Consider the following 26,434-nt stretch of genomic DNA (forward strand, 5'->3'; position numbering starts at 1 on the left):
GGCAACCGGCACCACCTAAACATTGAAAGCTCGGGATTCCATGCCGGATTTCCGACTGTGGCAGGGCCCAGCGCGGTCCGCAGACCACAACTGCACAAGGAGAAATAAGCAGCATGGCAAAGCGCAGCAAAGCATATGAGGCAGCCGCAGCCAAGATCGACGCGGAGAAGTTCTACGCGCCGTTCGAGGCAGTGACGCTGGCCAAGGACACCAACCCGTCCAAGTTCGACGCAACCGTTGAGGTCGCTTTCCGCCTGGGCGTTGACCCTCGCAAGGCCGACCAGATGGTCCGTGGCACCGTTATCCTGCCGCACGGCACCGGCAAGGTCGCCCGCGTCCTCGTCTTCGCAACGGGCGATAAGGCTGAAGCAGCAATCGCTGCCGGCGCCGACTTCGTTGGTTCCGATGACTTGATCGAAAAGATCGCAGCCGGCTGGACCGACTTCGACGCCGCCGTCGCCACCCCTGACCTCATGGGCAAGGTCGGCCGCCTCGGTAAGGTCCTGGGTCCGCGTAACCTGATGCCGAACCCGAAGACCGGCACCGTGACCGCTGACGTCGCCAAGGCCGTCAACGACATCAAGGGCGGCAAGATCGACTTCCGCGTCGACAAGCACTCGAACCTGCACTTCATCATCGGCAAGGTTTCGTTCGATGCCCTCAAGCTGGCCGAGAACTACGCGGCAGCGCTGGAAGAGGTCCTTCGCCTCAAGCCGTCCGCTTCCAAGGGCCGCTACATCCAGAAGGCCACCGTCGCCACCACGTTCGGCCCGGGCATCTCGGTTGACCCCAACGTCACCAAGGTCCTGACCGAGGTCTAAGACGCACCGGATCCACGAGGATCAACCGAAAGACCGTCCCGCAGCCGCGGGGCGGTCTTTCGTCATTCCGGGGTCAAGGGTGCGGCCGTCAAGGGTGCGGCACGGCGACTCCTTGGAGGCGCCGTTGTTGCCGGTTAAGCTGTCCCGGTGACTACAGCGCCGTACCTCATAGAACCCCTTGTTCTCCCCGCAGCCCTTGACGCCCCGGATGCCGGGGACTTCCTGGAGTTCGGTGCGCTGTGTGACGCCTTGGTGCTGCAGATCTGGGGCAATCTGGACCGCTCAGAGACCCAAGAAGCCCGCCTGCAGTTCTGGCGGGATACCCCTTACACCCGGTTGCGGCTGTTCTTCGTGCGCCAGGGCGGTCGCATGGTTGCCAGTTCGATTGTCCAGTTCTGGCTGCAGGAAAACGTCCGCCTTGCGCTCGTGAGGGTGGATGTCCTGGCGGAATTCGCTGGCCGGGGCTTCGGCGCGGCCCTGCTGCGTCACGCCGAAGCCTTGGCAGCCTCCGAGGGCCGCACGATTCTGCAGAGCTACACGGAGCACCCGGCCGATTTCGACCCCGAGGACCCCGGCCTGATCAGGCCCGCAACAGGTTCGGGAGGGCTGCCCGCCGAGGCACGCGGGGTACGGTTCGCGCTGGCGGCCGGGTACCGCCTGGAGCAGGTGGAGCGCTTCAGCGCCCTGGAGCTGCCTCCGGCCGCGGCAATCCTGGACGAACTGCAGCGGGATGCCATGGACATCGCGGGGGAGCCGTATGAACTGCTGCACTGGACGGACAGGTGCCCCGACGAATATGCCGGACAGCTCGCCGTGCTGATGTCGCGCATGAGCACCGACGCGCCGAGCGGCGGACTCAGCTATGAGGAGGAGACGTGGGATGTGGCCCGCGTCCGTCACGTCGAGGACACCTGGAAGCAGGCGGGCCTGGACTCCCTCGTGGCCGCGGCCCGGCACCTGCCCAGCGGCGAACTGGCCGCGTACTCCGTCCTTCAGGTCTCGGACGCCAAACCGTGGCTGGCCAGCCAGGACGATACCCTCGTCGCCGCAAGCCACCGGGGCCACCGCCTCGGCATGCTCATCAAGATCCTCAATCTGCGCCGGCTCCTCGCCGGATACCCGGCGGTGCAGCGTGTCACCACCTTCAACGCGGCCGAAAACGACCACATGCTGGCCATCAACATCGCGCTCGGGTTCCGGCCTGCGGGGTACGACGGCGAGTGGCAGCGGGCCGCCGCCACGGACGGCGCCGTCGTCGGGGAATGATGTCGCGGAATGATACCGGCACGTTGGAGGACCCCGCGGGGCCGGTACCTGCCCGGCGTCACCAATGGAACGCCGGAGGAAACCGGCATATGCTGTCGGTTGAAAGCCCGGTTTGAGCCGGGTGTCCGGCACCGATGGTGGGTGGCAGAACGGCTGGGATGGTGCCCTCTATGGCAGACGAGTTACGCATTGAACAGCTGTGGATACCCGATTCCCTCGACGGACCGGACGCCGCAGACTTCCTTGCCGCCGTCGAAGTGGGTCGCAAGGTGCGAATGCAGACCTGGGGTAGTGATGACCTCGCCTATGCCCCGCTGGAAAAACTGCTCGAGATGGCGGACCCGTATGAACGCCAGGTGATCCTCGTGGCCAAAATCGGCGGCGAAATCGTCGGGACCGCGGACATCGCGCTGCCCCTCGTGGACAACCTTGACCTCGCTGAATTCACCCTCGACATCCTTCCGGAGTTCCAGCGCCAGGGCGTGGGCCGGCAGCTCCTGGAAGCGGCGGAGCATTTTGCCCGCGACGAGGGACGGCACACGATCCTGATCGACACCAACCATCCGGGCGCTTCGCTGACCGACGCGGATGCCGAGCAGCTCGTGCCCGGAAGCGGCCTCGGCTTCGTGCCGCTGGGCAGCCGCGAGGTGGAATTCGCCCGGCACACCGGTTACACCCTGCAGCACATCGAGCAGTTCAGCGCCTGCGCCCTTCCCCTGGACAGCAAGGTCGTCGCCGAGCTGGAGGCCGAGGCCGAGGAGGCCAACGCGGGCCGCTACCGTCTGCATCACTGGACGGACCGGTGCCCGGACCAGTGGCTCGAGGCCGTCGCGGCCTTGGAAAACCGGGCCGGCGAGGACGGGGTGCCGGGCGTCGACGCAGCGGAAATGGTGTTCGACGGCGGCATCCTCCGTGAGGCGGAGGAAGTCACCATCGCGCAGGGGCGCCGGACCGTGGTCACCGCCGTCGAGCACCTCGCCAGCGGAACGCTCGTGGGCCTGACCACCATCAGCGTCCTGGCGCTGCGCCCGGACGTGGTCTTCCAGGACGACACAGTGGTGCTGCAGGAGCACCGCGGCAACAAGCTGGGCCTGCTGATCAAGGTCGCCAACATGGAACGGCTGAGCGAACAGTTCCCGGACGCCCGGGTTGTTTATACCTGGAACGCCCCGGATAACCGTTACCTCCTCAAGGTCAACCAGCAGCTCGGATTCACCACGGCGGGTGTGACGGGGATCTGGCAGAAGGAACTGCCGGACTTCGGGCCGACGGTCAGCTGACGCCATCAGCTGAGGCATTCCGCCAGGCCGCCTGCCGGGTCCGATTTGGAGCCCACGCAGGGTTTCCCGTAAGCTGGGAGGACCAAAGACCGTCGGTTGTTGGAAATCCACTCTCCCAAGCAAGACTCACTTCTGCAGTCGCGCCGGGGAGGGCCCGTGGATCTCCAGACGAAGGACCCTGAACATAGGGCGGCCGGCGCAGGTGAACGAAGCAAAGCTCCGCGGTCATGGATCGCGTCGAGACAAGCCCCGTGCATCTGCGCGGGGCGTTTTTTAGTTTTAGCTCTGTTGAGCGGGGACCGGGAACACCGGCACTATCCCCGGAAGGAGGGTTATGGCAACGCCTAGCAAGGTTTCAGCAGTAGCTGAGATCACTAACGATTTTAATGAATCGAACGCCGCTGTCCTGACCGAATACCGTGGGCTCACCGTTGCACAGCTCAAGCAGCTGCGTGTCTCTCTCGGCCAGGACACCAAGTTCTCGGTCGTCAAGAACACCCTGACCGCCATTGCAGCCAAGGAAGCTGGTGTCGAAGCATTCGACGGTCAGCTCGCCGGCCCCACTGCAATCGCGTTCATCAAGGGTGACGCAGTTGCCGCTGCCAAGAGCCTGACGGATTTTGCCAAGACCAACAAGCAGCTGGTTATCAAGACCGGTTACTTCGAGGGCAAGGCGCTGAACGCCAGCGAAGTTGCTGCCCTGGCAGCACTCGAGTCCCGCGAGCTGCAGCTCGCCAAGGTTGCAGGCATCCTCAAGGCTCCTGCTGCCGCCGCTGTACGCATCATTGACGCTCTGCGCCTCAAGCTTGAAGAAGAGAACGGCGCACCGGCAGCTGCCGAGGCTCCCGCCGCTGAAGAAGCCCCTGCCGACGCTCCCGCTGATGCAGCAGCAGAGGCCGAGGCTCCGGCCGAAGCCGCAGCCCCCGAAGAGAACTAACTCTCTAAACCAGACTCCGGTGTGAAGGCAAAGGCTTAGGCCGCCGAGCACCACTATAGGAAGGACGCCACACCATGGCGAAGCTCACCAACGAAGAGCTCATTGAAGCTTTCAAGGAACTGACCATCATCGAGCTCTCTGAGTTCGTTAAGCTCTTCGAAGAGACCTTCGAAGTTACCGCTGCTGCTGTTGCCGTTGCTGGCCCCGCTGCCGGCGCTGCTGCAGAAGAAGAAGAGCAGACTGCATTCGACGTCATCCTGGAACACCCGGGCGACAAGAAGATCGCAGTGATCAAGGAAGTCCGCGCAATCACTTCCCTGGGCCTCAAGGAAGCCAAGGACCTGGTTGACAGTGCTCCGAAGGCTGTTGTCGAAGGTGTCACCAAGGAAGCTGCCGAGAAGGCTGTTGCACAGCTCGAAGAAGCCGGCGCTCGCGTTACCCTCAAGTAACTCGATCCGTCCAGGCACTCCGATCCGTTCGGGTTGCCGGTCTGCTCCGGGAAACCCCGTCCACTCAGGTGGGCGGGGTTTCCTGCGTCCTAGCCCAACTAACTCGCTGTTGTTGTCGTTCTGAGCGCTCAGAACGACAACAACTGCGAGCTACATGGGGTCGCTGATGTCCGCGACCATAGCGCCCAGCGCCGTGGTCAGGGCATCGGCGTCCACGAACGCGCTGTAGCCGCGCTGGCCGGCACCCATGGAGATCTGGCGCCCCGCGATGGCCACGTCCGCGTACACCGGCCACGCGGTGGTGCTGCCCAGAGGCGTGATGGTGCCGCGTTCGTACCCGGTGGCTTCGAGCGCGACGTCGGCGGGCGGCATTGACAGTCTGTTGACTCCCAGCAGGCTCCGGAGCTTCGGCCAGGAGATCTGCCGGTCACCCGGGATGAGGGCGAACAGGAAAGTGCCGTCCTGGTGTTTGACCACGAGCGACTTCACGATGTCCGCCGGCTGGATGCCCAGGATCCGGGCTGCTTCCTCGAGGCTGTTGGCGGCGAGCCGCTCCACGAGCTGAACCTCCAGCCCTCGTGAAGCGGCGTCGGCAAGGAAACGCTCCCTGCCCTGCGTGTGCGCGCCTTCAGCCACGGTGTGCTCAGTCGCGGAAGAGCAGGAGCGCTTCGCCCTGGCCGCCGCCTCCGCAGAGGGACACGGCGGCCTTGCCCGTGCCGCGCCGCTTCAATTCATGGGCCGCGTGCAGCGCCAGCCGGGCACCGGAGGCGCCGATCGGGTGGCCCAACGCGATGGCGCCGCCGTGGATGTTGCACTTCTCCAGCGGGTAGTCGAGGTCCTTGAGCGACTGCACCGCCACGGAACCGAAGGCCTCGTTGATTTCGATGAAATCCAGGTCGGCGGCGGACCAGCCGGCCTTGTCCAATGCGCTCTTGATGGCGTTGGACGGCTGCGAGTGCAGCGAGTTGTCCGGACCGGCGACCTGACCGGGTTTGCCGACCACCGCGAGAAACTCGAGGCCGTTGTCTTCGGCGAACTTCCGGGACGTCAGTACGAGGGCGGAGGCGCCGTCGGACAGGGGCGAGGAGTTGCCCGCGGTGATGGTGCCGTCCGTGACGAACGCCGCGCGGAGGCCCGCCAGGGACTCCACGGTGGTGTCCGGCCGGATGCCCTCGTCAGAGTTCACTACGATGGGGTCGCCCTTGCGCTGCTTGACGCTGATCGGGGCGATCTCGCCGTCGAAGACGCCGTCCTTGGCGGCCCGTGCGGCCCGCTGGTGGGACTGCGCCGCGACCTCGTCCTGGGAGGCCCGGTCGATGCCGAGGGTGAGGTTCTTGCTTTCCGTGGACAGCCCCATGGACTGCCCGTCGAAGGCGTCGGTGAGGCCATCATGGGCGGCGACATCGAGCGCCTGGACCGTGCCGTAGGTCCAGCCCTGCCGGGCACCCGGCAGGATGTGCGGCGCCCGGGTCATGGACTCCTGGCCGCCGGCGACGACGACGGTCGCGTCGCCGCTGCGGATCAACCGGGCGGCGTCGATCACGGCCGTGAGTCCCGACAGGCAGACCTTGTTGATGGTAACCGTGGGCACGTTCCAGCCGATTCCGGCGCCGATGGCGCTCTGGCGGGCGGGGTTCTGGCCCGCCCCGGCCTGCAGGACCTGGCCCATGATCACCGTGTCCACCTGCTCGGCTTTGACTCCGCTGGCGGCAAGGGCCGCCCGGATAGCGTGGGCACCGAGTTCGACCGCCGTGAAGCTGGCCAACTGCCCGTTGAGCCGGCCCTGCGGCGTGCGGGCGGCGGCGAGAATGACAACTTCGTTGTTGTCTGCATAGTTTTTGTCGGCACCATTGTTGTCTGTGGAGTTGCTCATGGTTCTCTTCCGATCTTTGACGACTTACGCCTAGGTTATCGTGAGCCGCATCACCTATCCATTCGACCGGGGCGGCGGCTCCCACGAGCGGGGGTGCAGCAGGGGTGCTTGCAATCGGAGCGGAAGTGGGGTAGACAAGTAGGTTGCTTTGCCGTATCGTAGATATTTGCGTCTTCCCTGTTTACCTTCAGCCTTCATATAGCGGTGGGCTTAGCCTGACAGCTGCTCCATCAATGTGCCGTCTACCACGTGCACCATCGTGGACAGCGCGGGTCCCGGGTCATATAGCGGAACCGGACTGGTAGCACTGCGGAGTCATTCTGCAGGTTGCATGACGGGGGAGATCTGAAAACGCCTGAAGGTCTGTGGAAGGATCCCTCTTGGTCGCCTCGAGCACCTCTAATGTAAACAATGCTGCAACCGCTATCAATGCCGAAAGCACCGACGGTGCAACCCGCCGGCTCTCCTTCGCTAAGATTCACGAACCCCTTGACGTTCCGAATCTGCTCGCCCTGCAAACGGACAGCTTCGACTGGCTGGTCGGAAATGAACGCTGGCAGGCCCGCGTGGCGAAGGCCGTCGAAGAGGGCGACCTCAGCGTCGCCACCTCCTCCGGTCTTTCCGACATCTTTGAAGAGATCTCCCCGATCGAGGATTTCCAGGGCACCATGTCCCTGAGCTTCTCCGAGCCGGAGTTCGCTGATCCGAAGTACACCATGGCTGAGTGCAAGGACCGGGACGCCACGTACTCGGCTCCGCTGTACGTCAAGGCCGAATTCATGAACAACAACACGGGCGAAATCAAGCAGCAGACCGTGTTCATGGGTGACTTCCCGCTGATGACCGAGAAGGGTACCTTCGTCGTCAACGGCACCGAGCGTGTTGTCGTCTCCCAGCTGGTCCGTTCCCCGGGTGCTTACTTTGAGCGCACCGCGGACAAGACGAGTGACAAGGACATCTTCACCGCGAAGATCATCCCGTCCCGCGGCGCGTGGTTCGAACTCGAAATCGACAAGCGCGACCAGGTCGGCGTTCGCCTCGACCGCAAGCGCAAGCAGTCCGTCACGGTACTCCTGAAGGCCCTCGGCTGGACCGAAGGCCAGATCCTCGAAGAGTTCGGCCAGTACGACTCCATGCGCGCAACGCTGGAGAAGGACGCCACCGAAACCCGCGAAGACGCCTTGCTGGACATCTACCGGAAGCTGCGACCGGGCGAGCCGCCCACGGTCGAGGCTGCCCAGTCCCTGCTGGACAACCTGTACTTCAACTCCAAGCGCTACGATCTGGCCAAGGTCGGCCGTTACAAGATCAACCGCAAGCTTGGCATCGACCGCTCCCTGGGTGACAAGGAAGCGTCTGTCCTGCACGTTGAAGACATCGTCGCCATGATCAAGTTCCTCGTTGCACTGCACGCCGGTGAGAAGACCCTCATGGGCAAGCGCGACGGCCAGGACCACGAACTCCGCGTCGAGATCGATGACATCGACCACTTCGGCAACCGCCGCATCCGCGCCGTCGGCGAGCTCATCGAGAACCAGGTCCGCACCGGCCTGTCCCGCATGGAGCGCGTCGTCCGTGAGCGTATGACGACCCAGGACGTCGAGGCCATCACGCCGCAGACGCTGATCAACATCCGCCCGGTCGTGGCAGCCATCAAGGAGTTCTTCGGAACCTCCCAGCTGTCGCAGTTCATGGACCAGAACAACCCGCTGTCGGGTCTGACCCACAAGCGCCGCCTGTCTGCGCTTGGCCCGGGCGGTCTGTCCCGTGACCGTGCAGGCATGGAAGTCCGAGACGTTCACCCGTCCCACTACGGACGTATGTGCCCCATCGAAACTCCTGAAGGCCCGAACATCGGTCTGATCGGTTCGCTGGCTTCCTACGGACGCATCAACCCCTTCGGCTTCATCGAGACCCCTTACCGTCTCGTGTCCGAGGGCGTCGTGTCCGATGAGGTCCAGTACCTGACGGCCGACGACGAAGCCGAGGTCCTGATCGCACAGGCCAACGCTCCGCTGGACGCGAACAAGAAGTTCGCCGAAGAGACCGTCCTGGTGCGTGCCCGTGGTGGTGGAGGCGAGCCCGTGCTGGTTCCCGCCGCCGAGGTCGAGTTCATGGACGTTTCCCCGCGCCAGATGGTGTCCGTGGCAACTGCCCTGATCCCGTTCCTGGAGCATGACGATGCAAACCGCGCACTCATGGGTGCCAACATGCAGCGCCAGGCTGTGCCGCTGGTCCGTTCCGAGGCGCCGTTCGTCGGCACCGGCATGGAGCGCGCGGCAGCAGTCGACGCCGGTGACGTTGTCATCGCGAAGAAGGCAGGCGTGGTCACCGAGGTCTCCGCTGAGCTGGTCATCATGCTCAACGACGACGGCACGGAGACCAACTACCGGATCAACAAGTTCGCCCGTTCCAACCAGGGCAACTGCTACAACCACCGCGTTCTGGTGAGCGAAGGCCAGCGCCTGGAGGTCGGCGGCATCATCGCGGACGGCCCGGCAACGGACCAGGGCGAACTCGCCCTCGGTAAGAACCTGCTCGTGGCATTCATGTCATGGGAAGGCCACAACTTCGAGGATGCCATCATCCTGTCCCAGCGGATCGTGGCCGAGGACGTTCTTTCCTCCATCCACATCGAGGAGCACGAGATCGATGCCCGCGACACCAAGCTTGGTGCCGAGGAAATCACCCGTGACATCCCGAACGTGTCCGAGGAAGTCTTGGCCGGCCTGGACGAGCGCGGCATCATTCACATCGGCGCCGAGGTCGAAGCCGGCGACATCCTGGTCGGCAAGGTCACCCCCAAGGGCGAGACCGAACTGACCCCGGAAGAGCGCCTGCTGCGCGCCATCTTCGGTGAGAAGTCCCGCGAAGTGCGCGACACCTCCCTGAAGGTTCCGCACGGCGAGTCCGGCACCGTGATCGGTGTCCGCGTCTTCGACCGCGACAACGACGACGAGCTGCCCCCGGGCGTCAACCAGTTGGTCCGCGTGTACGTTGCGGCCAAGCGTAAGATCACCGACGGCGACAAGCTCGCCGGCCGTCACGGCAACAAGGGTGTTATTTCCAAGATCCTTCCGATCGAGGACATGCCTTTCCTTGCCGACGGCACCCCCGTTGATATCGTCCTGAACCCGCTGGGTGTTCCGGGCCGTATGAACGTCGGCCAGGTGCTGGAAACACACCTCGGCTGGGTCGCCAAGACCGGTTGGAAGATCGAAGGCGAGCCCGAGTGGGTCAAGCAGCTGCCGAACCTGCCGCGCGAGAGTGGCCAGACCACTGTTGCAACGCCGGTCTTCGACGGTGCGCGCGAAGAGGAAATCACTGGTCTCCTCGACTCCACCAACGTGACCCGCGACGGCGTCCGCCTGATCAACTCCTCGGGCAAGACCCGCTTGTTCGACGGCCGCTCCGGCGAGCCGTTCCCGGATCCGATCTCGGTCGGCTACATGTACATCCTGAAGCTCCACCACCTGGTGGACGACAAGATCCACGCGCGTTCCACCGGCCCGTACTCCATGATCACGCAGCAGCCGCTGGGTGGTAAGGCACAGTTCGGTGGCCAGCGCTTCGGTGAAATGGAAGTGTGGGCGCTCGAAGCTTACGGCGCCGCCTACACGCTCCAGGAGCTCCTCACGATCAAGTCGGATGATATCCACGGTCGTGTGAAGGTCTACGAAGCCATCGTCAAGGGCGAGAACATCCCGGAACCGGGCGTTCCTGAGTCCTTCAAGGTCTTGATCAAAGAAATGCAGTCGCTGTGCCTGAACGTGGAAGTGCTTTCCACGGACGGAACCACAATTGAAATGCGTGACTCTGATGACGCAGTCTTCACGGCTGCGGAAGAACTGGGCATCGATCTGTCTCGTGCAGAGCCCAGTTCCGTAGAAGAGGTTTAGCAGTCCTCCGGAGAAAGGCAGACGGTCCGCCTCGCTGCCTTCTCCGGAGTATTCCCTCTTCCCGTAACCCAAGACTTCAGAATTTAGAGAACAAGAGAGAACAGGGACCATATGTCCAGCGAATCCTCCTTCGGCCTCATGCAGATCGGCCTCGCCACCGCGGAAGACATCCGTGGCTGGTCTTACGGCGAGGTTAAGAAGCCGGAAACCATCAACTACCGCACGCTCAAGCCCGAGAAGGACGGCCTCTTCTGCGAGAAGATCTTCGGCCCGTCCCGCGACTGGGAGTGCTACTGCGGTAAGTACAAGCGCGTGCGCTTCAAGGGCATCATCTGCGAGCGGTGTGGCGTTGAGGTCACCCGTGCGAAGGTGCGCCGTGAGCGCATGGGCCACATCGAGCTGGCCGCCCCGGTCACGCACATCTGGTACTTCAAGGGTGTTCCGTCCCGCCTGGGCTACCTCCTTGACCTGGCGCCGAAGGACCTCGAAAAGGTTATCTACTTCGCTGCCTACATGATCACGAGCGTCGACGCCGACAGCCGTCACGAAGAACTGCCCAACCTCCAGGTTGAGCACGACATCGAGAAGAAGCAGCTGATCGACAACCGCGACTCGGACATCGCCACGATCGCCCGCGACCTCGAGAACGAGCTCGCCCGTCTCGAAGGCGAAGGCGCCAAGGCTGCCGACAAGAAGAAGGCCCGCGACTCCGCTGACCGCCAGATGGCTAACGTCCGCAAGCGGGCGGATGCTGAAATCGAGCGCCTCGAGCAGGTCTGGGACCGCTTCAAGAACCTCAAGGTCGCCGACCTCGAAGGTGACGAAGGCCTGTACCGCGAACTGCGCGACCGCTACGGCATGTACTTCGAAGGCTCCATGGGTGCCGAGGCCATCAAGAAGCGTCTTGAGAACTTCGACATGCAGGCCGAGTCCGACATGCTGCGCGACATCATTGCCAACGGCAAGGGCCAGCGCAAGACCCGCGCCCTGAAGCGGCTCAAGGTTGTCAACGCGTTCCTGACGACCAACAACAGCCCGCTCGGCATGGTGCTGGACGCCGTCCCGGTGATCCCGCCGGAACTGCGCCCGATGGTCCAGCTGGACGGTGGCCGCTTCGCGACCTCCGACCTCAACGACCTCTACCGTCGCGTGATCAACCGCAACAACCGCCTCAAGCGCCTGCTTGATCTCGGTGCCCCGGAGATCATCGTCAACAACGAGAAGCGCATGCTTCAGGAAGCTGTTGACAGCCTCTTCGACAACGGCCGCCGCGGCCGTCCGGTCACCGGACCGGGCAACCGTCCGCTGAAGTCCCTGAGCGACATGCTCAAGGGCAAGCAGGGTCGATTCCGCCAGAACCTCCTGGGTAAGCGTGTTGACTACTCCGGCCGTTCGGTGATCGTCGTCGGCCCGCAGCTGAAGCTGCACCAGTGCGGTCTGCCGAAGCAGATGGCCCTGGAGCTCTTCAAGCCGTTCGTGATGAAGCGCCTGGTTGACCTCAACCACGCACAGAACATCAAGTCGGCCAAGCGTATGGTCGAGCGTTACCGCCCGCAGGTCTGGGATGTCCTCGAAGAGATCATCACCGAGCACCCCGTGCTGCTGAACCGTGCACCTACCCTGCACCGTCTCGGCATCCAGGCGTTCGAACCGCAGCTTGTTGAAGGTAAGGCAATCCAGCTTCACCCGCTGGTTTGTGGCGCCTTCAACGCGGACTTCGACGGCGACCAGATGGCAGTCCACCTGCCGCTGAGCCCCGAAGCCCAGGCCGAAGCCCGCATCCTGATGCTGTCCTCGAACAACATCCTGAAGCCGTCTGACGGCCGCCCGGTGACGCTGCCGTCGCAGGATATGATCATCGGCCTCTACCACCTGACCACCAAGCGTGTCGGTTCAGCTGGCGAGGGCCGGATCTTCTCCTCCGTTTCGGAAGCCATCATGGCGTACGACCTGCACGAGCTGCACCTGAACTCCCAGGTCAAGATCCGTCTTGAGGGCTTTGTCCCTTACGCCGGCTGGGAAGCTCCGGAAGGCTGGGAGCCGGGTCAGACCGTACTGGTCCAGACCTCGCTCGGCCAGGTCCTCTTCAACGAGACCCTGCCCGAGGACTACCCGTGGGTTGAGGATGTTGCCGACAAGGGCGAACTGTCCCGGATCGTCAACGACCTCGCCGAGCGCTACCCGAAGGTCGTCACCGCGGCAACGCTGGACAACCTGAAGGATGCCGGTTTCTACTGGGCCACCCGTTCAGGCGTCACCGTTGCCATCTCTGACATCGAGGTGCCCAAGGACAAGCCGCGGATCCTCGCCGGATACGAGACCATGGCTGCCAAGATCCAGGGCCAGTACGACAAGGGCCTGATCGACGACGACGAGCGTCGCCAGGAACTGATCGAGATCTGGAACAAGGCAACGAACGAGATCGCCCAGGCGATGCGTGACAGCCTGTCCCCGATGAACACCATCAACCGCATGGTGTCCTCCGGTGCACGTGGTAACTGGATGCAGGTCCGTCAGATCGCGGGTATCCGTGGCCTGGTGGCCAACCCTAAGGGTGAGATCATCCCGCGTCCGATCAAGTCCTCCTACCGCGAGGGCCTGTCGGTGCTGGAATACTTCATCGCCACACACGGTGCCCGTAAGGGTCTGGCAGACACCGCACTGCGTACCGCCAACTCGGGTTACCTGACCCGTCGTCTGGTGGACGTTTCGCAGGACGTGATTGTCCGTGAAGAGGACTGCGGCACCGAGCGCGGCCTGATGACAGCCATCGCTGTGGCTGACGCCAATGGCGAGCTCGTCCTGGACGAGAACGTCGAGAACAGCGCGTACGCCCGTACCCTCGCCGTGGATGTCGTTGACTCCACGGGCAAGGTCCTGGCAGCAGGCGGCACCGACTGCGGCGACGTCGTCATTGCCGAACTGTTCGCAGCCGGCATCACCGAGGTCAAGGTCCGCTCCGTACTCACCTGTGAGTCCAGCGTCGGCACCTGCGCCCTGTGCTACGGCCGTTCGCTGGCCACGGGCAAGACCGTCGACATCGGTGAGGCAGTCGGCATCATCGCCGCACAGTCCATCGGTGAGCCGGGTACCCAGCTGACGATGCGTACGTTCCACACCGGTGGTGCTGTTTCCTCCAGCGGTGGCGACGACATCACCCAGGGTCTGCCCCGTATCCAGGAGCTCTTCGAAGCCCGTACTCCGAAGGGTGTCGCACCGATTGCCGAAGCAGCCGGCCGCATCACCATCGAAGAGTCTGAGCGCCAGATGCGCCTGGTCATCACCCCGGATGACGGATCCGAAGAGATCGCCTACCCGGTGCTGCGCCGTTCACGTCTTCTCATCGAAGACGGCGATCACGTCAGCGTCGGACAGAAGCTCATCAACGGTCCGGTCGACCCCAAGCAGGTTCTGCGCATCATGGGTCCCCGTGCCGCACAGAAGTTCCTGGTGGACGAAGTCCAGGGCGTGTACCGCAGCCAGGGCATCGGTATCCACGACAAGCACGTCGAGGTTATCGTCCGCCAGATGCTGCGCCGCGTCACGGTCATCGAGTCCGGCGAATCGGATCTGCTGCCCGGCGAGCTCGCCGAGCGCAGCCGCTTCGAGGACGCCAACCGCCGTGTTGTCTCCGAGGGCAAGACGCCGGCTTCCGGCCGTCCTGAGCTCATGGGTATCACCAAGGCGTCCCTGGCGACCGAGTCGTGGCTGTCCGCAGCTTCCTTCCAGGAGACCACCCGCGTCCTGACGCAGGCGGCAATGGAAGGCAAGAGCGATCCTCTGCTCGGCCTCAAGGAAAACGTCATCATCGGTAAGCTCATCCCGGCCGGCACGGGTCTCCCGCGCTACACCGAGGTCACCGTGGAGCCCACTGAAGAAGCAAAGGCCAATCTGTTCACCGGCCCCAGCGCATTCAGTGACTTCTCCTACGACAGCCTGGGCGGCGACGGAGCTCCCGAGTTCCACGCCATCCCGCTGGATGACTACGACCTCGGCAGCGACTTCCGCTAACGGCGGGCGGGCCGGGCCCTTTCGTGTCGCGTTCCGCGCCACGTAGGGACCCTGCCGCCCTGCCCTTGGGGCGCAAGCCCTGCTGAGTGACTGAAAGGCTCCGTTCCCACGTTGTGGGGCGGGGCCTTTCCCGTGGTAGACCCCACCGATTAAGGGCACGGAGCCGTCCGTGTTAGACTAGAGACTAATTGTTATTGTGGCAGTGGATGAGTGCGCCGGTTGAAGCCGAAAGGCTGGCCAGGACGACGTTTCCGGTTTGCAGGGTTTTTGTGCAACGTATGCCACATTTTCGCATGCCTAGGGGCATTTCTGGATGGAAGTCCGTGGATCCCAGCGTGCGGTCCGACTATTAAGGCTTCGCCTCAGCCGCTATGGAGAGATCTTCAAAGCTCGAGCGGCGGGGCGCAGCGACAAGAGAGCGGCTGCCAACGGCCGCTCCGGATAAAACGGAGAACACGAGAGTGCCTACGATTAACCAGCTGGTCCGCAAGGGCCGCACGCCTAAGGTCAAGAAGACCAAGGCCCCCGCGCTTAACGGCAGCCCGATGCGCCGCGGTGTTTGCACCCGCGTTTACACCACGACCCCGAAGAAGCCGAACTCGGCTCTGCGGAAGGTTGCACGCGTGCGCCTCAACGGTGGCGTTGAAGTCACCGCTTACATCCCCGGTGTAGGCCACAACCTGCAGGAGCACTCCATTGTGCTCGTACGTGGCGGCCGTGTTAAGGACCTTCCGGGTGTCCGCTACAAGATCGTCCGTGGTGCCCTCGATACCCAGGGTGTCAAGAACCGTAAGCAGGCTCGTAGCCGCTACGGCGCAAAGATGGAGAAGAAGTAATATGCCTCGCAAGGGTCCGGCCCCCAAGCGGCCGCTAGTTCTAGATCCCGTTTACGGCTCCCCGCTGGTCACACAGCTGATCAACAAGGTGCTGGTTGACGGCAAGAAGTCCACCGCAGAGCGCATCGTTTACGGTGCCCTCGAAGGTGCCCGCGCCAAGTCCGGCGGCGACCCGGTTGCAGCCCTCAAGAAGGCCATGGAGAACGTCAAGCCTTCCCTCGAGGTCCGCTCCCGCCGCGTCGGTGGCGCCACCTACCAGGTTCCGGTTGAGGTCAAGCCGGGCCGTTCCACCGCACTCGCCCTGCGCTGGCTGGTCGGCTACTCCAAGGCCCGCCGCGAGAAGACGATGACCGAGCGCCTCCAGAACGAGATCCTGGATGCCTCCAACGGTCTCGGTGCCGCTGTGAAGCGTCGCGAAGACACCCACAAGATGGCCGAGTCCAACAAGGCCTTCGCACACTACCGCTGGTAATACTTCCCGGACGCCGCCGGCTCAACAGAGCCGGCGGCGAACGTGCAGTCCATCCGAAAGGGAGACACCGTGGCACAGGACGTGCTTACTGACCTTAGCAAGGTCCGCAACATCGGCATCATGGCCCACATCGATGCCGGCAAGACCACTACTACCGAGCGCATCCTGTTCTACACGGGTGTGAACCACAAGATCGGCGAAACGCACGACGGCGCTTCGACGACTGACTGGATGGAACAGGAAAAGGAACGCGGCATCACCATCACGTCTGCCGCCGTGACCTGCTTCTGGGAAAACAACCAGATCAACATCATTGACACCCCCGGCCACGTGGACTTCACGGTTGAGGTTGAGCGCTCCCTGCGCGTCCTCGACGGCGCAGTTGCCGTGTTCGACGGCAAGGAAGGTGTGGAGCCGCAGTCTGAGACTGTCTGGCGCCAGGCTGACAAGTACAACGTTCCGCGTATCTGCTTCGTCAACAAGATGGACAAGCTCGGCGCTGACTTCTACTTCACTGTCGACACCATCATCAGCCGCCTCGGTGCCAAGCCTCTCGTCATGCAGCTGCCGATCGGCGCCGAGAACGACTTCGTCGGCGTCGTCGACCTCCTGTATATGCGTGCACTGGTCTGGCCCGGCGACTCCAAGGGTGACGTCACCATGGGTGCCAAGTACGAGATCCAGGAGATCCCGGCTGACCTCAAGGAGAAGGCCGAGGAGTACCGCGCAACGCTCGTCGAGACCGTTGCCGAGGCCTCCGAAGAACTCATGGAGAAGTACCTCGAAGGCGAAGAAATCTCCGTCGACGAGCTCAAGGCCGGCATCCGCAAGATGACGATCAACTCCGAGCTCTACCCGGTGTTCTGTGGCTCCGCATTCAAGAACCGTGGCGTTCAGCCGATGCTCGATGCAGTCGTCGACTACCTGCCGAACCCGCTCGACGTCCCGCCGATGATCGGTCACGATCCCCGCGACGAAGAGAAGGAACTGACGCGCAAGCCTTCGTCCGAAGAGCCGTTCTCAGCTCTGGCGTTCAAGATTGCTACGCACCCGTTCTTCGGCCAGCTAACCTTCATTCGCGTGTACTCCGGTCACGTCGAAGCCGGTTCCCAGGTGGTCAACTCCACCAAGGGCAAGAAGGAGCGCATCGGCAAGCTGTTCCAGATGCACGCCAATAAGGAAATGCCGGTGGACGGCGCTACCGCTGGACACATCTATGCAGCGATCGGGCTGAAGGATACGACGACGGGCGACACCCTGTGCGACTCCAGCAACCAGATCGTGCTTGAGTCCATGAGCTTCCCGGAGCCCGTGATCTCTGTTGCGATCGAGCCCAACACCAAGGGTGACCAGGAGAAGCTCTCCACGGCCATCCAGAAGCTCTCCGCTGAGGACCCGACCTTCCAGGTCTCCCTCAACGAGGACACCGGCCAGACCATCATCGCCGGCATGGGCGAGCTCCACCTGGACATCCTGGTGGACCGCATGCGCCGCGAATTCAAGGTCGAGGCGAATGTCGGCAAGCCGCAGGTCGCATACCGCGAAACCATCAAGCGCGCTGTAGAGCGTCACGACTACACGCACAAGAAGCAGACCGGTGGTTCCGGCCAGTTCGCAAAGATCCAGATTGCGATCGCGCCGTTGGACACGTCCGAAGGCGAAATGTACGAGTTCGAGAACAAGGTCACCGGTGGCCGCATTCCGCGCGAGTACATCCCGTCGGTGGACGCCGGTATCCAGGATGCGCTGAACGACGGCGTCCTGGCCGGTTACCCGGTTGTCGGCATCAAGGCGACGCTGATAGACGGCGCTTACCACGATGTTGACTCCTCGGAAATGGCGTTCAAGATCGCCGGCCGTATGGCTTTCAAGGAAGCCGCACGCAAGGCGAACCCCGTCCTGCTCGAACCGCTGATGGATGTCGAGGTCCGCACCCCTGAGGAATACATGGGTGAAGTTATCGGTGACCTCAACTCCCGCCGTGGCCAGATGCAGTCAATGGAAGATGCCCAGGGCGTCAAGGTCATCCGCGCGCACGTCCCGCTGTCCGGCATGTTCGGCTACATCGGTGACCTGCGTTCGAAGACCCAGGGCCGTGCCGTTTACTCCATGACGTTCAACAGCTACGCCGAGGTCCCGAAGGCAGTTGCCGACGAGATCATCCAGAAGAACCGCGGCGAGTAGTCCCAGGACAATCACCGCGACAAACTCGGGTGCGTTTCCGATATCGGAGATTCATCTGGTGCAGATGGCCGGGCTCCGGTCCTGACCGAAATCCGGCCATCTGCGCGAACAGGCTCGAGGGACTAGTATTAGTTCCTGAATCTGCAATTTCACCAATCCAAAGCCCCCCAAGTAGACTTACTGGAGTTTCTGCCGCGACAAGCGCGGTCGAAGGGTAAGTCATTTGAAAACGTTCTAGGAGGAACCTGTGGCAAAGGCAAAGTTCGAGCGGACTAAGCCGCACGTTAACATCGGTACCATTGGTCACGTTGACCACGGTAAGACGACGTTGACGGCCGCCATTTCCAAGGTGCTGTACGACAAGTACCCGACTCTCAACGAGCAGCGCGACTTCGCGTCTATTGACTCTGCTCCCGAAGAGCGTCAGCGCGGCATTACCATCAACATCTCCCACGTTGAGTACCAGACCGAGAAGCGCCACTACGCACACGTAGACGCCCCGGGTCACGCTGACTACATCAAGAACATGATCACCGGCGCTGCACAGATGGACGGTGCAATCCTCGTGGTTGCCGCCACTGACGGCCCGATGGCTCAGACCCGCGAGCACGTTCTGCTCGCCCGCCAGGTTGGTGTTCCCTACCTGCTGGTCGCACTGAACAAGTCGGACATGGTCGATGACGAAGAGCTCCTCGACCTCGTCGAAATGGAAGTTCGCGAGCTGCTTTCGGCTCAGGGCTTCGATGGCGACAACGCTCCGGTTGTCCGCGTCTCCGGTCTGAAGGCTCTCGAAGGCGACCCGGTTTGGGTCAAGTCCGTCGAGGACCTCATGGCAGCTGTCGACGAGTCCGTTCCGGACCCCGTACGTGACCGTGACAAGCCGTTCCTGATGCCGATCGAAGATGTCTTCACCATCACCGGCCGTGGCACCGTTGTAACGGGCCGCGCCGAGCGTGGAACCCTCGCCATCAACTCCGAGGTCGAGATCGTCGGCATCCGCCCGATCCAGAAGACCACGGTTACCGGTATCGAGATGTTCCACAAGCAGCTCGACGAAGCATGGGCCGGCGAGAACTGTGGCCTCCTGCTCCGCGGTCTGAAGCGTGACGATGTTGAGCGTGGCCAGGTTGTCGTCAAGCCGGGTTCCATCACCCCGCACACCGACTTCGAGGCTAACGTCTACATCCTCTCCAAGGACGAAGGCGGACGTCACAACCCGTTCTACTCCAACTACCGCCCGCAGTTCTACTTCCGCACCACGGACGTAACCGGCGTTATCACCCTGCCGGAAGGCACGGAAATGGTTATGCCTGGCGACAACACTGAGATGACCGTTGCGCTCATCCAGCCCATCGCCATGGAAGAAGGCCTCGGCTTCGCTATCCGCGAAGGCGGCCGCACCGTTGGTTCGGGACGCGTCACCAAGATCATCAAGTAGTACTTGCTGATCACTGATCTGATCACTGAGATCTGATCTCCGATCGGGTGGCCGTCTGACGGCTGCCGTGAAGATTGGAACAGCCCCGCTGCACTTGCAGTGGGGCTGTTCCTTTTTGTTTGGCAGCGTCTCTCGCTGGCGCCCGTCGTGATAACTTGCTGGCCCTGATACCTTTACATGGAACGAAGGGAGCTCACCATGGGCTGGTTCATTTTCCTGCTGGTGGCGGTAGCTGTAATCGCCGCCGTCTTTTGGGCGAAGCGGCATTTCCGCCACGAGATCGAGCGGGCCAAGCGCATCAACCGGGCGAACAGGGATCATTAGCGTTCCGGAGCGCCTTCCGGAGCGGGCTGTCAGGCCCTCCGGGCCCGGGCAAGCGCCTGGTACCAGTAGTACGAGTCTTTCGGCGTGCGTTCCAGAGTGTCGAAGTCCACGTGAACCAACCCGAACCGCTGCGAAAATCCCGCGGCCCACTCGAAGTTGTCCAGCAGCGTCCACACGTAGTAGCCCAGCAACTCCACGTCCTCGGCGATGCCGCCCGGTGACGTCGCTGCCAGCGCATGGCCCAGGTGGCTCGCCAGGTAGTCGATTCTGTTGGTGTCGGCGATGGGGCCGGAGACGTGGTCGGGTTCGGGGAAACTTGCCCCGCTTTCCGTGATGTAGAGCGGTGGCAGCGCAGCGCCGTACCTGTCCTTCAACTCGCGAAGCAGGATCCCCAAGTGCTCAGGCGCCACGGGCCAGCCGAATCCGGTAGTGCCGTATTCGGGGAAGTCCGCCGTATGGAATGGCAACCGGGCCATAGCCTCGGTGGTGCCCACAGGGCTGTGGTCAGGCCCGGGTCCGGTGGCAACCTTCACTGGGCAGTAGTAGTTGAGCCCGTAAAAGTCCAGCGGTTGGTGGATGTTGCGCAGGTCGGAGTCAGAGGCCTTCCCCAACGACCGGAACCACGGCCTCGCAATCAGGGGCGGCTTCGGGTAATGGCCTAAGAGAATCGGGTCCGCATAAACCCTGTTCATCATCAGATCAAAGACCTTGGCCAGCAGTCGGTCGCTGATCTTGCGGGAGGCAGGCCGGACGGGCGAATGCAGGTTGGCCACGCCGATTCCTCCCTTGACGCCCGCTGCCCGCAGTGCCTGCACTGCAAGGCCGTGGCCAAGGAGTTGATGGTGGACCGAGGGCAGGGCCTTGAAGAGCAGGTCATGGCCGGGCGCGTGCACCCCCAAGGCATAGCCGTTGAGGGTCACGGACACCGGCTCGTTGAGCGTGACCCACTGCGCCACGCGGTCGCCGAATCGCCTGCCGGCGGCCGCGCTGTACTCGGCGAAGCGTTCCGCGGTGGAGCGGTTCATCCATCCGCCGCGGTGCTCGAGGGGGAGCGGCGTGTCCCAGTGATATAGGGTGGCCATGGGGGAGATTCCTGCTTCGAGCAGCTGGTCGATCAGCCGGTCGTAGAAGTCCAGGCCCGCCGCATTGAACGGGCCGGTGCCGTCAGGCTGGATCCTCGGCCAGGAGATCGAGAACCGGTAGGAGTCGATGCCGAGGGCCCGCATGAGTTCGACGTCTTCCGGAGCCCGGTTGTAGTGGTCGCAGGCGACGGCGGGGGAGTGCCCGTCCAGGATGCTGCCGGGCTTCTCGGCAAAGGCGTCCCAGCCGGACGGTCCGCGGCCGCCAGCCGAGAGTGAGCCCTCGATCTGGAAGGCCGCGGAGGCAACGCCCAAGGTGAAGCCGGGGCTCAGGCGTGCGGCAAGAACCTGAACTGCCACAGAACCCTGCACAGTCATGTCCCTATCATCCATTCGAAGGGTCCTGAGGGCAATGACCGCTGGCCCCGGACGGCGCCGTCGGGATTCCTCCCCGGCTCCGGTGCCGGTCCCCGGTCACCCGGGAGAGCCTGCCACAGGGACTGATTCGCTTCTGCCGCTGAATTCCGGCATACTAGATGAGTTGTTCAAGCGCTCCTTCGCGTCCCGATCCGGATAATGCCGGGTGCCAGGGTCCAGGTAGGAGACCAAACATAACCCACTCCCCATGGAACTGCGGACGAGTACGCGTGAAAAGCGCGACACGCCCGACCGCGGGGGTCGGTTACGCCGGCATGTTGAGGAACCCGGATTCTTCCGGATTCAGCTTGTGCGGCGGGTGGTAGTCACGACTTCAAATGCTTCGGCAGCCACATGCAACACGCAAGTAAACAGAGCAGCCCTTACTGGAGCAGCACTAACTGAAAGAGAGTCAGGCGACATGGCGGGACAAAAAATCCGCATCCGGCTGAAGTCATACGACCACGAGGTCATTGACGTTTCAGCACGGAAGATCGTTGAGACGGTCACGCGCGCAGGCGCAACGGTAGTTGGCCCCGTGCCGCTGCCGACGGAGAAGAACATCTACTGCGTAATCCGCTCTCCGCACAAGTACAAGGACAGCCGCGAGCACTTTGAAATGCGCACGCACAAGCGTCTGATCGACATCATCGACCCCACGCCGAAGGCTGTTGACTCGCTCATGCGTCTCGACCTGCCGGCCGACGTGAACATCGAAATCAAGCTCTAGGGAGGTGCTGAGAGACTATGACCGCAACCCGTAACGTAAAGGGCCTGCTGGGCACGAAGCTCGGCATGACCCAGGTCTGGGACGAGAACAACAAGCTCATCCCCGTCACTGTGGTCCAGGCTGACTCGAACGTCATCACGCAGCTGCGCAATGCAGAGACTGATGGCTATGTCGCCGTTCAGATCGGCTACGGCCAGATCGATCCCCGCAAGGTCACCAAGCCGCTGGCTGGTCACTTTGAAAAGGCAGGCGTCACGCCTCGCCGCCACGTCGTAGAACTGCGCACTGCAGATGCTGACTCTTACGAGCTGGGCCAGGAGCTCTCCGTGGAGCTCTTCGAAGCCGGCCAGAAGATCGACGTCGTTGGCACCACCAAGGGTAAGGGCTTCGCCGGTGTTATGAAGCGTCACGGCTTCCACGGCGTTGGAGCTTCCCACGGTGCCCACAAGAACCACCGTAAGCCCGGTTCAATCGGTGGCGCATCCACCCCGAGCCGCGTCTTCAAGGGCATGAAAATGGCCGGCCGCATGGGCGCCGTTCGTCACACCACGCTGAACCTCACGGTCCACGCGGTTGACGTCGAGAAGTCGCTGCTCCTGATCAAGGGCGCCGTTCCCGGCGCCCGCGGCCAGGTCGTACTCGTACGCACCGCCGTGAAGGGAGCCTAGTTCAATGACTAGCACTGTCAAGGTTGACCTGCCTGCAGAGATCTTCGACGTACAGACCAACGTGCCGCTGCTGCACCAGGTCGTCGTTGCCCAGCTCGCTGCTGCACGCCAGGGTACCCACAAGACCAAGACCCGCGCCGAGGTTTCCGGTGCAGGTCGCAAGCCGTTCAAGCAGAAGGGCACCGGCCGCGCCCGTCAGGGTTCAATCCGTGCTCCTCACATGACCGGTGGTGGCGTTGTCCACGGCCCGACGCCGCGTGACTACAGCCAGCGCACCCCCAAGAAGATGATTGCTGCTGCACTGCGCGGCGCACTCTCTGACCGCGCCCGTAACGGACGCATCCACGTCGTTGCTGACCTGGTTGCCGGCACCAAGCCGTCCTCCAAGGAAGCACTGGCAACCCTGCGCGGAATTTCCGAGCGCAAGAACCTGCTCGTTGTCATTGAGCGCGCCAACGACGTTGCTGCACTGTCCGTGCGCAACCTCGAGGAAGTTCACGTTCTGTACGCAGACCAGCTGAACACCTACGACGTTCTCGTTTCCGACGACGTAGTCTTCACCAAGGCTGCCTACGAAGCATTCGTTGCTGACAAGGCTGCAAAGACCGAGGAGGATGCCAAGTGAGCGCAGCCACCATCAAAGACCCGCGCGACGTCGTGCTTGCACCCGTCGTTTCGGAAAAAAGCTACGGCCTGATCGATGAGGGCAAGTACACCTTCCTGGTGGACCCCCGCTCGAACAAGACCGAGATCAAGCTGGCCGTGGAGAAGATTTTCTCCGTCAAGGTCGAATCGATCAACACCATCAACCGTGCCGGTAAGCGCAAGCGCACCAAATTCGGATGGGGTACCCGCAAGAACACCAAGCGTGCAATTGTGAGCCTCAAAGAAGGCACTATCGACATCTTCGGCGGTCCGCTCTCGTAGCGGAGACCACTTTAACGAGGAAATAAATTATGGGAATCCGTAAATATAAGCCGACTACCCCGGGCCGTCGCGGCTCGAGCGTAGCGGACTTCACTGAAATCACGCGGTCGACGCCGGAAAAGTCGTTGGTACGTCCGCTGCCCAAAAAGGGCGGCCGTAACAACTCCGGTAAGATCACGACCCGTCACAAGGGTGGTGGCCACAAGCGCCAGTACCGTCTGATCGACTTCCGTCGCCACGACAAGGACGGCGTCAACGCCCGCGTTGCCGAAATCGAGTACGATCCGAACCGCACGGCTCGCATCGCCCTCCTGCACTACGTTGATGGCACCAAGCGTTACATCATCGCCCCGAACAAGCTGTCCCAGGGTGACTTCGTAGAGGCCGGTGCCGACGCTGACATCAAGCCCGGCAACAACCTGCCGCTGCGCAACATCCCGGTGGGTACCGTTATCCACGCAGTTGAACTGCGTCCGGGTGGCGGCGCCAAGATGGGCCGCTCCGCCGGCGCGTCGATCCAGCTCGTTGCCAAGGAAGGCCGTTTCGCCCAGCTGCGACTGCCTTCCGGCGAAATCCGCAACGTTGACGTGCGCTGCCGCGCAACCGTCGGCGAGGTCGGCAACGCCGAGCAGTCGAACATCAACTGGGGTAAGGCCGGCCGTATGCGTTGGAAGGGCGTTCGCCCGACCGTCCGCGGTGTCGCCATGAACCCGGTTGACCACCCCCACGGTGGTGGCGAGGGTAAGACGTCCGGTGGACGTCACCCCGTCAACCCGAACGGCAAGCGCGAAGGCCGCACCCGCCGTCCCAACAAAGAGAGCGACAAGCTTATTGTTCGTCGCCGTCGTACTGGCAAGAACAAGCGATAGGAGCCTGGACACATGCCACGCAGCCTGAAAAAAGGTCCTTTCGTTGACCAGCACCTCTTTGTGAAGGTAGCAAGGGAAAACGAAAAGGGCACCAAGAACGTCATCAAGACCTGGTCCCGCCGCTCGATGATCGTCCCCGACATGCTCGGCCACACGATCGCCGTGCACGACGGACGCAAGCACATTCCCGTGTTTGTCACCGAGTCGATGGTCGGGCACAAGCTCGGCGAATTCGCTCAAACGCGGACATTCCGCGGCCATGTCAAGGACGACCGTAAGGGCAAGCGCCGCTAGGCGCCTGCACTTACGTCATAGACGAGAGAAGGAAAGCAATGGAAGCCAAGGCAATTGCGCGTCATATCCGCGTAACGCCTATGAAGGCCCGGCGCGTCGTCAACCTTGTTCGTGGTAAGCAAGCGAATGAGGCTCTGGCAATTCTGAAGTTTGCCCCCCAGGCAGCTTCGGAGCCGGTATTCAAGGTAGTTCAGTCGGCAATCTCCAACGCCCGGGTCCTCGCGGACCGCGACGGTGTGGCGTTTGACGAAGGTGACCTCATCATCAGCGAAGCGTTTGTTGATGAAGGCCCGACCATGAAGCGGTTCCAGCCGCGTGCCCAGGGTCGTGCATTTCAGATCAAGAAGCGCACGAGCCACATCACCGTGGTAGTCGCTACCCCGGAGAAAGAGGAGGCTCGCTAAGTGGGACAGAAAGTTAACCCGCACGGGTTCCGACTCGGCATCACCACCGATCACGTATCGCACTGGTTTGCTGACAGCACCAAGGCCGGCCAGCGGTACAAGGACTTCGTCCGCGAAGACATCCGCATCCGCCAGCTCATGTCCACGGGCATGGAGCGCGCCGGTATCGCCAAGGTTGAAATCGAGCGCACCCGCGACCGTGTCCGTGTGGATATCCACACGGCACGTCCGGGCATCGTTATCGGCCGCCGCGGTGCAGAAGCAGACCGCATCCGCGGCGAGCTCGAAAAGCTCACGGGCAAGCAGGTTCAGCTGAACATCCTCGAGGTCAAGAACCCCGAGATGGAAGCCCAGCTTGTTGCCCAGGGCGTTGCAGAGCAGCTGACTTCCCGCGTGGCTTTCCGCCGTGCGATGAAGAAGGCCATGCAGTCCGCACAGCGTGCGGGTGCCAAGGGTATCCGGATCGCTTGCTCGGGTCGACTGGGCGGCGCAGAAATGTCCCGCTCGGAGTTCTACCGCGAAGGCCGTGTGCCCCTGCACACCCTCCGCGCGAACATCGACTACGGCTTCTACGAGGCCAAGACCACCTTCGGCCGCATCGGCGTGAAGGTCTGGATCTACAAGGGTGACGTCACCGCCAAGGAACTGGCTCAGCAGGCAGCTGCTGCTCCGTCCCGTGGCCGTGGTGCCAGCGACCGCCCGGGCCGCCCGGGTGGCGCTGACCGTGGTGACCGCCGTCGTCGTAACGACCGTCCGGCAACCGAAGCAGCACCTGTTGCTGCGGAGGCTCCGGCAGTTGAAGCAGCTGCACCGGCAGTAGAAGGAGGACAGGCTTAAATGCTTATCCCACGTCGAGTCAAGCACCGTAAGCAGCACCACCCGGGTCGTTCCGGCGCTGCCACGGGCGGCACCAAGGTCTCCTTCGGTGAGTACGGCATCCAGGCCCTGAGCCCGGCATACGTCACGAACCGTCAGATCGAATCTGCCCGTATTGCGATGACCCGCCACATCAAGCGTGGCGGCAAGGTCTGGATCAACATCTACCCGGACCGTCCGCTGACGAAGAAGCCGGCCGAAACCCGCATGGGTTCCGGTAAGGGTTCTCCGGAATGGTGGGTCTCAAACGTCAAGCCGGGCCGGGTTCTCTTTGAGATCTCCGGCGTCGAAGAATCGGTTGCTCGCGAGGCACTGCGCCTGGCAATCCACAAGCTCCCGTTGAAGGCACGCATTCTGCGTCGCGAAGGTGGTGAATAGAA

24 protein-coding genes are annotated in these 26,434 nt (G+C 62.8%); 21 read left to right on the forward strand and 3 right to left on the reverse strand.

Features of this window, described 5'->3' with window-relative positions:
• Window positions 1–113 precede the first annotated feature (113 nt).
• The 5 genes from rplA to rplL all read left to right on the forward strand — a co-directional run bounded on the left by rplA (window position 114) and on the right by rplL (window position 4,753).
• A complete protein-coding gene (gene rplA / locus ACQCSY_RS14225; protein ID WP_427129736.1) occupies window positions 114–821 on the forward strand; it encodes a 50S ribosomal protein L1 in 708 nt (235 codons plus the stop codon).
• 147 nt (window positions 822–968) lie between these two features.
• A complete protein-coding gene (locus ACQCSY_RS14230) occupies window positions 969–2,087 on the forward strand; it encodes a GNAT family N-acetyltransferase (protein WP_427129738.1) in 1,119 nt (372 codons plus the stop codon).
• A gap of 170 nt (window positions 2,088–2,257) precedes the next feature.
• Window positions 2,258–3,367, forward strand: coding sequence for a GNAT family N-acetyltransferase (locus tag ACQCSY_RS14235; RefSeq protein WP_427129740.1), 1,110 nt, complete (start codon window positions 2,258–2,260; stop codon window positions 3,365–3,367).
• 334 nt (window positions 3,368–3,701) lie between these two features.
• Window positions 3,702–4,304 carry a 50S ribosomal protein L10 gene (rplJ, locus tag ACQCSY_RS14240; RefSeq protein ID WP_427129741.1) on the forward strand — a complete coding sequence of 201 codons (603 nt, stop codon included), beginning with the start codon at window positions 3,702–3,704 and terminating at the stop codon, window positions 4,302–4,304.
• A gap of 74 nt (window positions 4,305–4,378) precedes the next feature.
• Window positions 4,379–4,753 (forward strand): 50S ribosomal protein L7/L12, encoded by a 375-nt coding sequence (gene rplL, locus ACQCSY_RS14245; protein ID WP_427129743.1) that lies wholly within the window; start codon window positions 4,379–4,381, stop codon window positions 4,751–4,753.
• 150 nt (window positions 4,754–4,903) lie between these two features.
• Here rplL and ACQCSY_RS14250 read toward each other — a convergent pair whose 3' ends face one another.
• Both ACQCSY_RS14250 and ACQCSY_RS14255 read right to left on the reverse strand, forming a co-directional pair.
• Window positions 4,904–5,389, reverse strand: a complete 486-nt coding sequence (locus ACQCSY_RS14250; protein ID WP_427129745.1) for an aminoacyl-tRNA deacylase — start codon at window positions 5,387–5,389, stop codon at window positions 4,904–4,906.
• Window positions 5,390–5,396: 7 nt separating this feature from the next.
• Entirely contained in the window at window positions 5,397–6,626 is a 1,230-nt protein-coding gene (locus ACQCSY_RS14255; RefSeq protein WP_427129747.1) for an acetyl-CoA C-acetyltransferase, read from the reverse strand.
• Between the two features lie 380 nt (window positions 6,627–7,006).
• Between ACQCSY_RS14255 and rpoB the strand changes: the two genes are divergently transcribed.
• From rpoB to ACQCSY_RS14290, 7 genes are all read left to right on the forward strand, one after another.
• Complete coding sequence (rpoB, locus tag ACQCSY_RS14260) at window positions 7,007–10,525, forward strand: DNA-directed RNA polymerase subunit beta (RefSeq protein WP_427129748.1); 3,519 nt, start codon at window positions 7,007–7,009, stop codon at window positions 10,523–10,525.
• Between the two features lie 111 nt (window positions 10,526–10,636).
• Window positions 10,637–14,536, forward strand: a complete 3,900-nt coding sequence (locus ACQCSY_RS14265; RefSeq protein WP_427129750.1) for a DNA-directed RNA polymerase subunit beta' — start codon at window positions 10,637–10,639, stop codon at window positions 14,534–14,536.
• Window positions 14,537–14,997: 461 nt separating this feature from the next.
• On the forward strand, window positions 14,998–15,372 hold the full coding sequence (gene rpsL, locus ACQCSY_RS14270) for a 30S ribosomal protein S12 (protein WP_011692814.1): 375 nt from the start codon (window positions 14,998–15,000) through the stop codon (window positions 15,370–15,372).
• A 1-nt stretch (window position 15,373) separates the two neighbouring features.
• Window positions 15,374–15,844, forward strand: coding sequence for a 30S ribosomal protein S7 (rpsG, locus tag ACQCSY_RS14275; protein WP_011692813.1), 471 nt, complete (start codon window positions 15,374–15,376; stop codon window positions 15,842–15,844).
• 69 nt (window positions 15,845–15,913) lie between these two features.
• Window positions 15,914–18,028 (forward strand): elongation factor G, encoded by a 2,115-nt coding sequence (gene fusA / locus ACQCSY_RS14280; RefSeq protein ID WP_427129752.1) that lies wholly within the window; start codon window positions 15,914–15,916, stop codon window positions 18,026–18,028.
• A 247-nt stretch (window positions 18,029–18,275) separates the two neighbouring features.
• A complete protein-coding gene (gene tuf / locus ACQCSY_RS14285) occupies window positions 18,276–19,466 on the forward strand; it encodes an elongation factor Tu (protein WP_427129753.1) in 1,191 nt (396 codons plus the stop codon).
• Window positions 19,467–19,664: 198 nt separating this feature from the next.
• Window positions 19,665–19,790, forward strand: a complete 126-nt coding sequence (locus ACQCSY_RS14290) for a hypothetical protein (protein WP_427129754.1) — start codon at window positions 19,665–19,667, stop codon at window positions 19,788–19,790.
• A 29-nt stretch (window positions 19,791–19,819) separates the two neighbouring features.
• Here ACQCSY_RS14290 and ACQCSY_RS14295 read toward each other — a convergent pair whose 3' ends face one another.
• Window positions 19,820–21,247, reverse strand: coding sequence for a GH1 family beta-glucosidase (locus tag ACQCSY_RS14295; protein WP_427129756.1), 1,428 nt, complete (start codon window positions 21,245–21,247; stop codon window positions 19,820–19,822).
• Between the two features lie 460 nt (window positions 21,248–21,707).
• Between ACQCSY_RS14295 and rpsJ the strand changes: the two genes are divergently transcribed.
• The 9 genes from rpsJ to rplP are packed head-to-tail and all read left to right on the forward strand — an operon-like array spanning window position 21,708 to window position 26,432.
• Window positions 21,708–22,016, forward strand: coding sequence for a 30S ribosomal protein S10 (gene rpsJ, locus ACQCSY_RS14300; RefSeq protein ID WP_038464699.1), 309 nt, complete (start codon window positions 21,708–21,710; stop codon window positions 22,014–22,016).
• Between the two features lie 17 nt (window positions 22,017–22,033).
• On the forward strand, window positions 22,034–22,684 hold the full coding sequence (rplC, locus tag ACQCSY_RS14305; RefSeq protein WP_003803812.1) for a 50S ribosomal protein L3: 651 nt from the start codon (window positions 22,034–22,036) through the stop codon (window positions 22,682–22,684).
• 4 nt (window positions 22,685–22,688) lie between these two features.
• Window positions 22,689–23,309, forward strand: a complete 621-nt coding sequence (rplD, locus tag ACQCSY_RS14310; protein WP_427129759.1) for a 50S ribosomal protein L4 — start codon at window positions 22,689–22,691, stop codon at window positions 23,307–23,309.
• Window positions 23,306–23,611 (forward strand): 50S ribosomal protein L23, encoded by a 306-nt coding sequence (gene rplW / locus ACQCSY_RS14315; protein ID WP_018773664.1) that lies wholly within the window; start codon window positions 23,306–23,308, stop codon window positions 23,609–23,611. Before rplD ends, rplW begins: the two co-directional genes overlap by 4 nt.
• 29 nt (window positions 23,612–23,640) lie before the next feature.
• Window positions 23,641–24,480 carry a 50S ribosomal protein L2 gene (gene rplB / locus ACQCSY_RS14320; protein ID WP_026266473.1) on the forward strand — a complete coding sequence of 280 codons (840 nt, stop codon included), beginning with the start codon at window positions 23,641–23,643 and terminating at the stop codon, window positions 24,478–24,480.
• A gap of 12 nt (window positions 24,481–24,492) precedes the next feature.
• Entirely contained in the window at window positions 24,493–24,774 is a 282-nt protein-coding gene (gene rpsS, locus ACQCSY_RS14325; RefSeq protein ID WP_120951155.1) for a 30S ribosomal protein S19, read from the forward strand.
• A gap of 38 nt (window positions 24,775–24,812) precedes the next feature.
• The gene (gene rplV, locus ACQCSY_RS14330) at window positions 24,813–25,178 is read left to right on the forward strand and encodes a 50S ribosomal protein L22 (protein ID WP_003803798.1); all 366 of its coding nucleotides are present in this window, start codon (window positions 24,813–24,815) and stop codon (window positions 25,176–25,178) included.
• A complete protein-coding gene (gene rpsC / locus ACQCSY_RS14335) occupies window positions 25,179–26,015 on the forward strand; it encodes a 30S ribosomal protein S3 (protein WP_427129762.1) in 837 nt (278 codons plus the stop codon).
• Complete coding sequence (gene rplP / locus ACQCSY_RS14340; RefSeq protein WP_056626634.1) at window positions 26,016–26,432, forward strand: 50S ribosomal protein L16; 417 nt, start codon at window positions 26,016–26,018, stop codon at window positions 26,430–26,432.
• The last annotated feature ends 2 nt before the right edge of the window (window positions 26,433–26,434 follow it).

It is taken from the genome of Pseudarthrobacter sp. S9 (assembly GCF_050156545.1).
Taxonomy (GTDB): domain Bacteria; phylum Actinomycetota; class Actinomycetes; order Actinomycetales; family Micrococcaceae; genus Arthrobacter.